Source organism: Vandammella animalimorsus (assembly GCF_002285285.1).
Classification (GTDB): domain Bacteria; phylum Pseudomonadota; class Gammaproteobacteria; order Burkholderiales; family Burkholderiaceae_C; genus Lampropedia; species Lampropedia animalimorsus.
Map to the genome: position 1 here is coordinate 454961 of NZ_NSJF01000001.1, position 13458 is coordinate 468418.

Genomic DNA, 13458 nt, shown 5'->3' on the forward strand with positions numbered 1-13458 from the left:
GCAAGCATTTTCGCCTTGCATCTGCGGCTTTTGCCTCGAAAAAACCGCTTCGCAAACCCAATCTCAACAACTCCTAGCGCGCCTGCATGGGCTCGTGGCCCTGCGGCTGCAGGGCGGGCGGGCGCTGGCGCGGCACGGTGCTGATGCCACGCTCCGGGGCAGAGGGGCGGCGCGGCTGCCAAGCGTCATCATCGGGCGGCCATCTGCCATGGGGCGGTGCAGGCAAGGGCCGCAGAGGCGGGGGCTCAATCGGAATGTAGATCGGCGGCGGATACAACGGCGGCCAAGGCTGCGGCATCGGCAACACATGTACGGCCGGCGGCGCAGGCGGCAGCTGACCCCAACCCGAGCCATGCGGCAGGCCCTGGCCCGCAGGCGGAAAGGCCCAGGGCGGCGCCACCATCGGCGGTGTGGGAACCGCCGTGTTGCCCGTGGGGGCTGCGTCGGGGCAGGCGCGCTTGACCTGGGCCTGCGCAGCATGCAGGCGTTGCAGGCCTTCCCGGTCGTAGCGGCCGTGATCGAGCGTGGCGCGCTCCAACTGCCGGCGGGCCGCACGGCAGGCAGCCGGGCTGGGGGCGACGTGACGCTGCTGCTCGGCGGCGGCGCGGGCTGCCTCGGCCTGGGCCTGCAGCGCCTCGGTCTCGGCCTGCAGGCGCAAGGTCTGCTGCCTGGCCTGCTGGCGTTGCTGCTCGCGCTCAAAGGCGCGCAGGGCGCGCTCTTGATCGGCTTCGATCTCCTCGGGCGAGCGCGGCGCTTCGATCTGCACTGCCTGCATGCCCGCAGGGCATTGGCCATCGGTATAGACGATGCGATCATCACTTGCCGTGCAGCGGTTGACCTGGGCGCTGGCTGGCTGGCTGCACAGCAGCAGCGCAGCCAGCCAGCCAGCGGACATGCCCAGCCTGTGGCGGGCCGCCATGCGCCGGGGCGTGCGGTGGTGTTTCATGGATTTCTCCTGCATGGGCCGCGGCAGGCCGTTTGGCGTGGTGCAGACCTTCCCTAACGCTGGGGCAGCGGCCGCAGCACGCTGCCGCTGGCGGGGCCGGGGCGCTCGGTGTGCGGTTGTGGGGGCTGCGGTTGCAGCCAATGGGGGCTGTGGCCCTGGCCTGGAGACTGGAAAGGCCGATCCAGGGCCTGCTGGGCGTTGCTGGGTGGTGGGTGCGGCACCGAGGGCGGTGGTTTTCGATTGAGCCAGCTCTGCACTCTGGGCGCAGGGCGATGCCCATGCGGATGGCCATGGGGATGCCCATAGCCAGGCGGCGGGACGTAATAGGGCCGACGGTAGCCAGGCCAGTCATAGTCGGGCCCAGGGTAGGGCACGAGGTACGCCGGCTGGCCGTAATACCGCCCGCGGTAGACGGCGCCTGGTGGCAAGCTGTACGCCCCAGGCGGGTAGGCATAGCCGCCCAGGCTGTGGCCGCGCACATGGCCGTAGTGGCCATCGCCGTAATAGGCGCTGTCGTGCACGGCGCAACCGGCCATGCCCAGCGCCAGCAGCGCACAGGCCAGCCAGCGGAGCGAGCGCTGGTGCAGGCCGGCGGCTTGCACTGCAGTCGGCAAGGTGGGGAGATGCTGCAAGGGCGATGCAGCAAAGGGCTTGGCAAGTCCATGCAGGGGGCGGGGCATGCAATCACTCCTCGTAATGGCCGCTGTGCAGACTGGGGCGGACTCAGTCAAGCGATGGTGTGGGCTGACCGGCGCTCAACGCATGGCTCGCGCTGCAGGTTGACGAAGGCAACGGCAGCCTGGCGCCTTGGCCGGTGGTGGCTGTCGCGCCGGGGCTTACCCGCAGGCGGCCAACGCCTGTGCCAGGTCGGCCTGCAGGTCATCCGGGTGCTCCAGGCCGATGCACAGGCGGATGACGCGTTGGCTGCCCAGCCTGGCGTGGCTGCTGCTGAGTTCGCGGTCGTTGCGCAGGTCGTAGGCCATGACCAGGCTGACCGGGCCGCCCCAGCTGTAGCCGATGCGAAACAGCTGCAGGGCTTCGCAGAAGGCGTCGATTTGCTGACTGGACCAGTGCGCGGCAGGCTCGAACGAGAAGATGCCGGCAGCTGCGCCTTCGCTGGCGATGGGGGTAGCGGCGCGCTGGCCGTCGCAGGCCGGGGCTGACGGCGCATCGGGGGCGCAGATCTGGCGCCAGTGGGCGTGGCCGGGGCTGCCGGGCAGGGCCGGGTGCAGCACGCGCGCCACGGCTGGGTGCTGGGCCAGGAACTGGGCCAGCTGGCGGGCGGCGCGGTCTTGCGCGGCGTAGCGCAGGGCCATGCTGGGCAGGCCGCGCAGCACGGATTCGACATCATTCATGCCTACGCCCAGGCCCAGGTGCATGTGGCGGCGCTTGAGGGTTTGCAGCAGCTGCGCGTCGCGGGTGCAAATGCTGCCCATGAGCACGTCGCCGCCACCGTTGGGATATTTGGTCAGGGCGTGCACGCTGATGTCCACCCCCAGCGTGCTGCCGTCCGCGCCGGGCAGTGCAAATGGCGCAAATGCCAGGCCGGCGCCCCAGGTGTTGTCCAGCGCCGTGGTCACGCCGTGCGCGCGGCAGACTTGCAGCAGGCCGAGCAGATCGGGAAATTCCATGGTGACGGAGCCGGCGGCCTCCAGCCAGACCAGACGGGTGCGGGGCGTGAGCTTGCGCTGCAGGTCCTGCGCGTCCAGCGGGTCATAGCAGGCCCAGTCGATGCCGTATTCGGCCAGGCACTGGCGGGCCAGCTCCTTGTTGGGGCCGTAGACGTTGTCGGGCAGCAGCACCTGGTCGCCCTGGCGCAGCAAGGCCAGGTTGACCAGCGAGACGGCTGCCAGGCCGCTGGGTGCCAGCAGGCAGTAGCGGGCGCCTTCGAGGCTGGCCAGACGCTCTTCCAGCGTGAAGCTGGTGGGGGTGCCGTGCAGGCCGTAGGTGTAGGTGCTTTTGAAGGCCCAGTCGCGCTGGCGCACGGCGGCCATGCTGGGGAAGAAGATGGTCGAGGCCTTGTGCACTGCGGGCTGGACGGCTTCGAACCCGGCCGGGGGCTGGTAGGGGTGGTGCACGATGGCCGTGCTGGGGTGCCAGACGGGCGAGGCAGGCTGCTCGGGGCGTTCGGGGGATTGGGCCATGGCTAACTCAGATGTGGTGCGGGAGGGAAGTTAGAGAGGGGGGCAGGCGTGGGGGCGGAATCTCAGCTTGCGTGCAGCATTTCGTTGTGCAGCATGTGCTCCAGGCTCTCGCGCTGGCGGATCAGGCGGCTGTGCGCGCCGTCGACCAGTACCTCGGCCGCGCGTGGGCGGCTGTTGTAGTTGCTGGCCATGCTCATCGAGTAGGCGCCGGCCGAGCACACGGCCAGCCAGTCGCCAGGGGCCACCTGCAGGGGGCGGTCGTGGCCGAGCCAGTCGCCGCTTTCGCACACGGGGCCGACCACGTCGTACTGCTGGGGCGCAGCGGCATGGGCCGGCGCGGCCTGCGCCAGCGGCACGATGGCATGGTAGGCCTGATACATGGCCGGGCGCGGCAGGTCGTTCATGGCGGCATCGACGATGCAGAAATGCTTGTCCTGCCCGGGCTTGAGGTAGAGCACCTGCGTGATGCAAACCCCGGCATTGCCCACCAGCGAGCGCCCGGGCTCGACCATGAAATGGCGCTGGCCAAAGCCGCGCGCATCGGCGCGGGCAAACAGTTTTTGCCACAGCGCGTGTGGTGAGGGCGGGGTTTCGTCGCGGTACTGGATGCCCAGGCCGCCGCCGAAGTCGATGTGGCTGAGGGCGATGCCGGCCGCCTCGATGCGCTCGACCAGATCGAGCAGCCTGTCCATCGCATCGAGGTAGGGCGCTTCGGTGGTGATTTGCGAGCCGATGTGGCAATCGATGCCCTTGACCTCGATCCAGGGCAGGCCGGCAGCGTGCTGGAAGGCGGGCAGGGCGCGCTCGTGCGCGATGCCGAATTTGTTGCCTTTCAGGCCAGTGGAGATGTAGGGGTGGGTTTGCGCGTCCACATCGGGGTTGACGCGCAGGCTCACCGGGGCCTTGCGCTGCAGTTGCTGCGCCACTTCGTTGAGCACGTCCAGCTCGGCCTCGCTTTCGACGTTGAAGCAGCCGATGCCGCATTCCAGCGCGAAGCGCATCTCGGCGCGGGTTTTGCCCACGCCGGAAAACACGATACGGCCCGGCTCGGCGCCAGCGGCCAAGGCGCGCTGCAATTCCCCCTGGGAGACGATGTCGAAGCCGCAGCCGCGCTCGGCAAAAAAGCGCAGGATCGACAGATTGGAATTGGCCTTGACGGCGTAGTGCAGGCTGACCTGGCGCCCGGCAAAGCCCTGCTGATAGGCCTGGAGCGCCGCGCCCAGCGCCGCTTGCGAATACACGAACAATGGCGTGCCGTGCTGCTGCGCCAGTGTGTGCAGCGGCACATCTTCGGCGTGGAGCTGACCATCGCGGTAATGAAAAAACGGGGCGCCGGGGAGGGAGGTGCTCATGATCGGGAGTGAAAGTGGCGCCAGTGCGTCTGCGGCAGGCAGCGCGACTGGGTGGCGGGCGAAAGCAAAAGCGCGCGAGAGACGCGCGCTGTGTGGCAAACCCTGCTGGCTCAGCGCATTGAGGGGGCCGAGTCTGGGGTGGAAGAGTGCGAGGGCGAAGCCGGGGCAGCCTGCTGCGCTGCTGCAGTCGCGCCGGCATCGGCTTGCGGGGGGGGCAGGTACAGTGCGCCCGACTGGCCGCAGCCTGCCAGCACTGCGGCCAGCAGGCCGTGGGCACAGGCGCAGATTACAATTTTGCGGATTGAATGCATCCGGGAATTGTAATGACAGACTTGGAATACGCTGATCGCGCCGATGCCCTGCTGCTGCAGGTGGAGCAGGCTTGCGACCGAATCCTCGAAACCACCGATGTGGATCTGGATGCACAGCGCGTGGGCGGCATGGTAACGATTGTGTTCCCCAACGGATCGCAGCTGGTGATCAATGAGCAAAAGCCCTTGCACGAGATCTGGCTGGCCGCCAGCGCAGGCGGCTTTCACTTCAAGTTCGAGCGGGGCCAGTGGCTGGACACCAAGGGCGGCGGCGAGTTCTTCGCGCTGCTCAATCGCTTTGCCAGCGAGCAGGCCGGCACGGCGCTGGACTTTGTAGCGGCCTGAACCAGCATGAACCGCCCGCGTGGCATTTTGCGGGCTCTTTTGTTTTAGCTACCTGGAGCTGGATAGCGCACATCCAGCACCAACAGGCGCTGTGGCCCGGCCGGGGTATGCAGCAGCACCTCATCGTCGATGCGGGCCTTGAGCAGCGCGCGCGCCACGGGTGAGATCCAGCTGATGCGCTGCTGCAGGCTGTCGGCCTCGTCGATGCCGACAATGGTGACGCTGTGCTGCTGGCCGTCTTCGGTCTCGTAATCCACGCTGGCGCCGAAAAACACCTGGTCCTTGCCGTGGTGCACGCTGGCATCAACGACCTGGGCGATCTCCAGCCTCTTGGTGAGAAAGCGCACGCGCCGGTCGATCTCGCGCAGGCGTTTCTTGCCGTAGAGGTAATCGCCGTTTTCCGAGCGGTCGCCATTCTTGGCGGCCCAGTGCACGGTATCGACGATGCGCGGGCGCTCCTCTTCCAGCAGGGTCTTGAGCTCGGCGTGCAGGCTGGCGTGACCTGCTGGCGTGATGTAGTTTTTCGCGCCAGCGGGCAGCGCCGACCTGGATTGGGCCGGCTCATCCTGTTCGGGCTGCTCGGTGTTTTCCTTGACGAAGGCCTTGTTCATCGGGCGTACCTCACACTCCAATTGCCAATCGGCGATGTTTGCAGGCATTCAAGCCAGCGCTGAGATTTGAAATCCGGCCTGAGCGCCATCGTAGGCCTTGCGTTGCAGCCATGGAAAAAGCCCGCCTGGCCGGAAACAGCGCAAGCGGGCTTTCAAAAATGGCGCGGCTGGCAGGATTCGAACCCACGACCCCTTGGTTCGTAGCCAAGTACTCTAATCCAACTGAGCTACAGCCGCAAAACGATGGGCCTTGTTACTGGCGTGTGCCGCTAAAAACGGCAGCGCATTGAGCGCAACAAGACTTTGAAAATGGCGCGGCTGGCAGGATTCGAACCCACGACCCCTTGGTTCGTAGCCAAGTACTCTAATCCAACTGAGCTACAGCCGCTGAAAACCGAGATTCTAGCACAGAAAAAACGCTCCTCGGAAAAACAAGGCCTTCAGGCCACGGGCGCTTTTTCAACGCCGATGGTGTGCGCCAGCCAAGGCTTGCGCGCCAGGCGCTCGGCCTCGAAGGCGCGGATCTTGTCGGCATGGCGCAAGGTCAGGCCGATGTCGTCAAAGCCGCCCAGCAGGCAGTATTTGCGGAAGGGCAGGATGTCAAAGGGTAGCTCCTCGCCTTGGGGCAGCACGATGCACTGGCGCTCCAGATCGATGGTCAGGGTGTAGCAGGGGAAGGCGTAGACCTCGTTGAACAGGCGATCGACGACGCTGGCCGGTTGCACGATGGGCAGCAGGCCGTTCTTGAAGCTGTTGTTGAAGAAGATATCGGCATAGCTGGGCGCGATGATGGCGCGAAAGCCGTATTGCGCCAGCGCCCAGGGGGCGTGCTCGCGCGAGGAGCCGCAGCCGAAGTTCTGCCGCGTCAGCAGGATGGAGGCACCCTGGTAGCGCGGTTGGTTGAGCACGAAATCCGGATTGGGCTTGCGCTCGGACTCGGGCACGCCCGGCTGGCCGGGTTGGTCCAGGTAGCGCCATTCATCAAACAGATTGGGCCCGAAGCCGGTGCGCTTGATGGATTTGAGGAACTGCTTGGGGATGATGGCGTCGGTGTCGACGTTTTCACGGTCGAGCGGCGCCACCAAGCCTTGGTGGATGGTGAACTTTTGCATGTCAGTCGGACGAAGGCTTGGCGGCGCGCTGCTGCGCGCGCCAAAGGCGGAATTTGTGCTCGAAGCCCAGCAGGCGGCTGAGCTCGAAAAGCAGCAGGCCCAGCAGCATGCTGCCGAACTGCAAGGGCCTGAGCGAAAACAGCGAGCTGAGCAGATCCAGCACCTTGGGGCCGGCTTTGTGGATGGGCACCAGATCCACGGCCGCCAAGACCCAGAGCAGCTGCAGCGGCGCAAGCACGGCCATTAGGTAAATCAAGGCCATGCCGGCACGGCGTAGCCAGGTGATGGGACCAGGAAACAGATAGGCGTCGAGCAGGTGCGGGTCTTGGCTCAGCAGGGTCAGGCGGTACAGCGGCAGGGCCAGCACGAGCGCGGCCAGCAGCAGCGAGGCCAGGGACATCAGCAGGCTCATGAGCCGGCTGATGTCCCAGTAAAGTACTTGCAAGATGCTCAGGAACAGCACCAGCAGCGTAGTGCCGGCCGAAAGCATCAGTGCGATCAGGTTGATCGCATAGGCCAGGCGGAACTGGGGCGTGACGCGGACCATGGGCGCAGTACCGGCAAGAAGTGATGGGTCGCAGCCGCTTTCTGAAAGAGATGGAGGAGGGCTGCGACCAGCGCGCTGCCGGGATTACTTGGCCGCGCGCTCGATGGCGCGGCCGCCTTGCTGCACGTCTTGGCCGACGCCTTGCACGGTGTTGCAGCCGGCCAGGGCCAGGGCGGCGACGAGGGTGGCCAGGATGCTGGATGCGATGGTTTTCATCATGATCTCCTTAGGGGGCTACCTGAACATTTTCTGCAAGGCAGCAGGGTTGTGAAAAAGGCTGGGCAGTTTGTAGCCCAATCGCGCCGGCCAGGCAACTGCCAGGGGCGCTCAATGTGTGTGTTCAATGCGCGCTCAAGGCGCGTTCAGGCAAAGCGCCGGATGTCGACGAAGTGGCCATGGATGGCAGCGGCAGCGGCCATGGCGGGGCTGACCAGGTGGGTGCGCCCGCCGGCGCCCTGGCGGCCTTCGAAGTTGCGGTTGCTGGTGGAGGCGCAGCGCTCGCCCGGCTCCAGCCGGTCGGCATTCATGGCCAGGCACATGGAGCAGCCCGGCTCGCGCCACTCGAAGCCGGCGGCCTTGAAGATCTGGTCCAGCCCTTCGCGCTCGGCCTGTTCCTTGACCACGCCCGAGCCGGGCACGACCATGGCCAGCTTGATGTTGCGCGCCACTTTCTGGCCGAGCTTCTTGACCACGGCGGCCGCCTCGCGCATGTCCTCGATGCGGCTGTTGGTGCATGAGCCGATGAACACTTTGTCCACGAAGATGTCGTGCAGCGGCTTGCCTGGCTCCAGTGCCATGTAGCTCAGCGCGCGCTCCATGGCGCTGCGCTTGACCGGATCTTTTTCCTTGTCCGGGTCGGGCACGCGGGCGTCGATGCCCAGCACCATCTCGGGCGAGGTGCCCCAGGTGACCTGCGGCACGATCTGCGCCGCATCAAGCTCGACCACCTTGTCGAACACAGCGCCGGGGTCGGAGTGCAAGGTTTTCCAGTACTGCACGGCCTGTTCCCACTCCAGCCCGGTGGGCGCCAGCGGCCGGCCCTTGATGTAGTCGATGGTTTTGTCGTCCACGGCCACCAGGCCGGCGCGGGCACCGGCTTCGATGGCCATGTTGCACACCGTCATGCGCCCCTCCATGGACAGGTCGCGGATGGCTGAGCCGGCAAATTCGATGGTGTAGCCCGTGCCGCCGGCGGTGCCGATCTTGCCGATGATGGCCAGCACGATGTCCTTGGCGGTGACGCCGGGCGCAGCCTTGCCTTCGACCTTGATGAGCATGTTCTTGGCCTTTTTGGCCAGCAGCGTCTGCGTGGCCATGACGTGCTCGACCTCGCTGGTGCCGATGCCGTGCGCCAGCGCGCCAAAGGCGCCGTGCGTGGAGGTGTGGCTGTCGCCGCAGACCACGGTCATGCCCGGCAGCGTGGCGCCGTTTTCCGGGCCCATGACGTGCACGATGCCCTGGCCCTTGGACATGAAGGGGAAGAAGGCTGCCGCGCCGAACTCGTTGATGTTGGCGTTGAGCGTGACGATCTGCTCCTTGCTGATCGGGTCTTCAATGCCGTCGTAGCCGCGCTCCCAGCCGGTGGTGGGGGTGTTGTGGTCGGCGGTGGCGACGATGGAGCTGACGCGCCAGACCTTGCGCCCGGCTTCGCGCAGGCCCTCGAAGGCCTGCGGGCTGGTGACTTCGTGCACCAGGTGGCGGTCAATGTAGAGGATGGCGGTGCCGTCCTCCTCAGTGTGGACGACGTGCTCGTCGAAGATCTTGTCGTAGAGGGTCTTGTTCATGGGGCGGGGCAATCAGGGGTAGCGGTGGATGTTCTGGGTGCGCAGTAGTGGGCGCGCATTGTAGGTGGCACAGGCTCTCAAGTCTGAACAGGCGGGGCCTGGGCCCGGTGCTGCAAATGCTCGGCCAGCAGGCGGGCCGCTGGTGGCAGGGCCTCGAAATCGCGCGCAATCAGCCAGGACTGGCGCTGCGCCCAGGCGTCGAGCAGGGGCATGGCGCACAGCCCACCCCAGCTTTGCATCAGCGCAAAGGCGCGGTCGGGCATGAGGCCGATGCCCAGGCCGTTGTCGATCATGCGGCACATGGCATCCAGCCCGGTGACCTGGATGCGCTGGCGCAGGGCCTTGCCAGCCGCCGCGGCAGCCTGTCGCATCAACAGGCCGATGCTGCTGTCGCTGTGCAGGCCGACGAAATCGGCATCCAGGGCCTGCGCAAAGGCCAGGCCGGGTGCGTCGCCTGCGTTGGCCAGCGGGTGGCTGCGCGGCATGACCAGTACCAGGCGGTCGCGGTGATAGGGGCGCGCCTGCAGTGCAGCGGGCGGCTGGCCGGGCGTATGGCAGATGCCCAGGCCCACGGCGCCCTCCTGTACTGCGGCCAGGGTGTCGCGGCTCATGCGCTCCTGCAGGTCGATTTTGATGGCCGGGTGCTGGCGCACGAAGTGGCCCAGGTCTTCAGGCAGGAACTGCACGATGGCCGACAGGTTGGCAAACACCTGCACATGGCCGCGCACGCCTTCGGCGTACTCCTGCAGATCGCTGTGCAGGCGCCCGATCTCGTTGAGGATGCTGCGCGCGTGCTGCAGCAGGTTTTGCCCTGCCGGGGTAGGGCGCACGCCCCGGCTGTGGCGCTGCAGCAGTGGCATGCCAATTTCGCGCTCCAGATCGGACAGGCGCTTGCTGACCGCGGAAGCGGCGATGAACTCACGCTGCGCCGCATGGCCGATGCTGCCGCTTTCGCAGACGGCCACGAACAATTGCAGCGTCGTCAGGCTGGGCGGGCGCAGCAGGCGGGGAGCTTGGGGCGTGGGCGTCATGGCTTTTGATATCGCTTTTTGCGAATTTGCTTAATTATTTCCGATAAAAATGCCTTTTGGGTTCGTGTATTGAGATGTCTTGCTTGGTGGTTGGGCATCGCAGCATTGCGCTGCCTCGTGGACGCGAGGGGATTTTTGCCGGCTGTTACGTCTGCTGGGGGCGCCGGCCAGATGGCGGCAGTTCACTTTTATCTACAATCGCGCCCTTCATTTTTTTGAAGGGCTTGCCGGGTTGGCATGCGCTGCATGCTCCGCAGCCCATTTGATCGATTTGACTACTTCACCAATGAACAATGGACACAGTCTTCTGAAGATTGCCGTGATTTACGACGGCAGCTTCTTCTGGCGCATCAGCAACTACTACCGTTTCACCCACGAACGCCAAAGCCATTTGAACATCGGCGCTTTGCACAACTACCTGCGCCACCACATCAGCGCCATCGAGAAAGACGGCCTGACCGGGCTGTGCCAGATTGCCGAGGCGCATTTCTTCCGTGGCCGCTTCTCGCTCAAGGCCGTGCAGGCCACCCGCGATCCGCTCAAGCAACTGGAGACAGATCGCTTCCAGGACCAGGTGCTGATGTGGGCGGGCGTGATCCCACACTATCAGCCCATGAACGAGGCGGTCAGCCCGCCGGAGGAAAAAGGCGTGGACATCAGCCTGGCGCTGGAGACCTACGACCTGGCCTTGCACCACCGCTTTGACGTGGTGGTGCTGTTCACGGGCGCGGCCGATTTCTCGCCGTTGGTGCGCAAGCTGCAGGGTATTGGCTGTCGTGTGATGGTGCCCGAGTTCGACCTGCCCAACTACGCCAAGACTTCACAGCGCCTGCTGGAAGAAGCCGCCTACGTGCTGCCGCTGTCGGAGCTGATCGACGGCCACGTGGACGACGAGTACGAAACGCTGCTGGAAGAAGTCTTCCGCTGAACGCACTGCGCTGTCAGGCCAGGCTTGTGGCATAGTGGGCAGCTCCTGTGCCCAGCCTGCGCGCGATGGCGCCAGGCGTACGGGCGCAGTGAATCCCTCACAGGGCCTGTCCTCCACAAAATCGCCGCGCACGGCGCTCGCCCCAGCCCATCCAGCCCGACCGCTCCTGTTTTGCGGCGCGGCGTGGGGATTTGGCGAGGCAGGCCCCCAGCCCAACAAGGGGGCCAAAGTGCTGTACAGCAAGTCTTGTCAAGTCTGGCGCCGCTGGGGCGTCTTGGCCGTGGCCTGGGCCATGGCCTTGGGCGCGGCCGCCGCCCTGGCCGGGGCCGAACCTGCACCACAGGCCGCGCCGCCAGTGCAGCCAGCGCAGATGATGCTGGCCCAGGAGTACCGTGGCCAGGCCGTGGCCGGTTGGTTGATGAGTGAGAAGCTCGATGGCGTGCGCGCCTTCTGGGATGGGCGCCAGCTCATCGGGCGCTCGGGCAAGGCCTTCACGGCGCCAGCGTGGTTCACGCAGGGCTTTCCGCCGTTTGCGCTCGATGGCGAGCTGTTTGCCGGCCGGGGCCGCTTCGAGCTGGCCGCAGCGGCCGTGCACAGCAGCGATCCACAGGCCTGGCAGCCACTGCACTATGCGGTGTTCGACGTGCCCAATGCCGCAGGCGGCCTGCTGCAGCGCCTGCAAGTGCTGCGCGACTATCTGGCGCAGAGTGCGGCTACTGCTGCTGCTACTGGGGCCGCTGGGGCTGGGCCGGGCCGCATCCGTATCGTGGAGCAGCGCCCGGTGGCTGATGCGGCGGCGGCTCAGGCCTTCTTGCGCGAAGTCGAAGCCGGCGGCGGTGAGGGCGTAATGCTGCGCCACCCTCAGGCGGCCTATCCGCGCGGGCGCAGCGAGCTGCTGCTGAAGATGAAAAGCGCGCACGATGCCGAATGCGTCGTGGTCGCGCACCATCCAGGCCGGGGGCGTTTGCAGGGGCGGATGGGCTCGCTCAGCTGCGAGAACGCGCAAGGCCGCTTTCGCATCGGCTCGGGCTTTAGCGACAGCGAACGCAGTGCCCCGCCGCCCATTGGCAGCACCATCACCTACCGCTATCGAGGCCTGACCGCCAAAGGCTTGCCGCGCTTTGCCACTTTTGTGCGCATTCGCCCCGCGCAGGGCGATTGAGCGTTTTGCCTGGGGTATAAACGGGCGCTGGCGCTGCCTTTGGGCTTGTGAGTTTCGCTTGCGGGATGCACAGCCAAGGGCCTTGCCAGTCCTGAACATCCCTGCACATGCCCAGCCAGCCCATTGAAGACGCTCCCGCCGTGCCGCACAGCATGGCCCGCCCGCTGTCGCCGCGCCGGCGCGCCTGGCGGCGCTTCCGGCGCAATCGCTTGGGTTACTGGAGCCTGCTGCTGTTTGCCGCGCTGCTGCTGCTCAGCCTGATGGCCGAGCTGCTCTCCAACGACAAGCCGCTGCTGATGCGTTATGAGGGGCGGTTTTACCTGCCGCTGCTGCACAGCTACCCGGAGACCACCTTCGGCGGTGATTTCGAGACCGAAACCGATTACCTCGATCCACTGATCCTGCAGCGCATCACCAGCGCAGGCAATTGGGCGCTGTTCCCGCCCAATCGCTATGGCCCCAAAACCATCAATTACTACAGCAGCGCCCCGGATCCGGCGCCGCCCTCGCGCCAGAACTGGCTGGGCACGGACAACCGCGGCCGCGACCTGCTGGCCCAGCTCATCTATGGCTTTCGCGTCAGCGTGCTGTTTGCGCTGGCGCTGACGGCCATTGGCGTGGCGCTGGGGGTGGTCGCTGGCGCGGTGCAGGGCTTTTTTGCCGGCAAGGTGGATTTGGTCGGCCAGCGCTTTCTGGAAGTCTGGGGCTCCATGCCTGAGCTGTTTTTGCTCATCATCCTCAGCGCCATCTTCCAGCCCAGCATTGGATTGCTGCTGCTGATTTTGAGTCTGTTTGGCTGGATGGGCCTGTCGGACTACGTGCGCGCTGAATTCCTGCGCAATCGCCAGCTCGATTACGTCAAGTCCGCGCGGGCGCTGGGCGTGAGCAATTGGCAAATCATGCGCCGTCACATCCTGCCCAACAGCATGACGCCGGTGGTCACCTTCCTGCCCTTTCGCATGAGTGCGGCCATTGCCTCGCTGGTGGCGCTGGACTTCCTGGGCCTGGGCGTGCCGCCGGGCACGCCCTCGCTGGGCGAGTTGCTCAACCAGGGCAAGAGCAATCTCGACGCCTGGTGGATCGGGGTATTCACCTTCTTGCTGATGGTGCTGACGCTGCTGCTGCTGACGCTGATGGGCGATGCGCTGCGCGATGCGCTCGATCCGCGCAAGCAGGCCGCATGAG

Annotated in this window: 15 protein-coding genes and 2 tRNA genes; 4 read left to right on the forward strand and 13 right to left on the reverse strand. The window is 66.0% G+C overall.

The window, feature by feature from the left end; translation table 11 throughout:
* Window positions 1-73 precede the first annotated feature (73 nt).
* From CK620_RS01950 to lptM, 5 genes are all read right to left on the reverse strand, one after another.
* Window positions 74-946: a DUF4124 domain-containing protein gene (locus CK620_RS01950; RefSeq protein WP_143325870.1), complete on the reverse strand. Its 873-nt coding sequence runs from the start codon at window positions 944-946 to the stop codon at window positions 74-76.
* A gap of 53 nt (window positions 947-999) precedes the next feature.
* Complete coding sequence (locus CK620_RS01955) at window positions 1000-1626, reverse strand: hypothetical protein (protein ID WP_095548864.1); 627 nt, start codon at window positions 1624-1626, stop codon at window positions 1000-1002.
* A 156-nt stretch (window positions 1627-1782) separates the two neighbouring features.
* Window positions 1783-3090 (reverse strand): PLP-dependent transferase, encoded by a 1308-nt coding sequence (locus CK620_RS01960; protein WP_095548865.1) that lies wholly within the window; start codon window positions 3088-3090, stop codon window positions 1783-1785.
* A gap of 62 nt (window positions 3091-3152) precedes the next feature.
* Entirely contained in the window at window positions 3153-4442 is a 1290-nt protein-coding gene (gene lysA, locus CK620_RS01965; RefSeq protein ID WP_095548866.1) for a diaminopimelate decarboxylase, read from the reverse strand.
* A gap of 110 nt (window positions 4443-4552) precedes the next feature.
* Entirely contained in the window at window positions 4553-4753 is a 201-nt protein-coding gene (gene lptM / locus CK620_RS14200; protein WP_095548867.1) for an LPS translocon maturation chaperone LptM, read from the reverse strand.
* Window positions 4754-4765: 12 nt separating this feature from the next.
* Between lptM and cyaY the strand changes: the two genes are divergently transcribed.
* Window positions 4766-5098, forward strand: coding sequence for an iron donor protein CyaY (gene cyaY, locus CK620_RS01975; RefSeq protein ID WP_095548868.1), 333 nt, complete (start codon window positions 4766-4768; stop codon window positions 5096-5098).
* Window positions 5099-5142: 44 nt separating this feature from the next.
* Here cyaY and greB read toward each other — a convergent pair whose 3' ends face one another.
* The 8 genes from greB to CK620_RS02015 all read right to left on the reverse strand — a co-directional run bounded on the left by greB (window position 5143) and on the right by CK620_RS02015 (window position 10183).
* Window positions 5143-5709, reverse strand: coding sequence for a transcription elongation factor GreB (gene greB / locus CK620_RS01980; RefSeq protein WP_095548869.1), 567 nt, complete (start codon window positions 5707-5709; stop codon window positions 5143-5145).
* A gap of 159 nt (window positions 5710-5868) precedes the next feature.
* A tRNA-Arg gene (locus CK620_RS01985) sits at window positions 5869-5946 on the reverse strand.
* Window positions 5947-6019: 73 nt separating this feature from the next.
* A tRNA-Arg gene (locus tag CK620_RS01990) sits at window positions 6020-6097 on the reverse strand.
* Between the two features lie 52 nt (window positions 6098-6149).
* Window positions 6150-6821 (reverse strand): 3-isopropylmalate dehydratase small subunit, encoded by a 672-nt coding sequence (leuD, locus tag CK620_RS01995; protein WP_095548870.1) that lies wholly within the window; start codon window positions 6819-6821, stop codon window positions 6150-6152.
* Between the two features lies 1 nt (window position 6822).
* Complete coding sequence (locus CK620_RS02000) at window positions 6823-7368, reverse strand: hypothetical protein (RefSeq protein WP_095548871.1); 546 nt, start codon at window positions 7366-7368, stop codon at window positions 6823-6825.
* Between the two features lie 84 nt (window positions 7369-7452).
* A complete protein-coding gene (locus CK620_RS02005; protein ID WP_095541415.1) occupies window positions 7453-7584 on the reverse strand; it encodes an entericidin A/B family lipoprotein in 132 nt (43 codons plus the stop codon).
* A 146-nt stretch (window positions 7585-7730) separates the two neighbouring features.
* Complete coding sequence (gene leuC, locus CK620_RS02010; protein WP_095541290.1) at window positions 7731-9152, reverse strand: 3-isopropylmalate dehydratase large subunit; 1422 nt, start codon at window positions 9150-9152, stop codon at window positions 7731-7733.
* 77 nt (window positions 9153-9229) lie between these two features.
* Complete coding sequence (locus CK620_RS02015) at window positions 9230-10183, reverse strand: LysR family transcriptional regulator (RefSeq protein ID WP_095548872.1); 954 nt, start codon at window positions 10181-10183, stop codon at window positions 9230-9232.
* A 286-nt stretch (window positions 10184-10469) separates the two neighbouring features.
* Here CK620_RS02015 and CK620_RS02020 point away from each other — a divergent pair, with 286 nt between their 5' ends.
* The 3 genes from CK620_RS02020 to CK620_RS02030 all read left to right on the forward strand — a co-directional run bounded on the left by CK620_RS02020 (window position 10470) and on the right by CK620_RS02030 (window position 13457).
* The gene (locus CK620_RS02020; RefSeq protein WP_095541292.1) at window positions 10470-11111 is read left to right on the forward strand and encodes an NYN domain-containing protein; all 642 of its coding nucleotides are present in this window, start codon (window positions 10470-10472) and stop codon (window positions 11109-11111) included.
* A 292-nt stretch (window positions 11112-11403) separates the two neighbouring features.
* Window positions 11404-12273, forward strand: a complete 870-nt coding sequence (locus CK620_RS02025) for a DNA ligase (protein ID WP_095549106.1) — start codon at window positions 11404-11406, stop codon at window positions 12271-12273.
* Between the two features lie 107 nt (window positions 12274-12380).
* Window positions 12381-13457: an ABC transporter permease gene (locus tag CK620_RS02030; RefSeq protein ID WP_238945974.1), complete on the forward strand. Its 1077-nt coding sequence runs from the start codon at window positions 12381-12383 to the stop codon at window positions 13455-13457.
* Window position 13458: the final 1 nt, after the last annotated feature.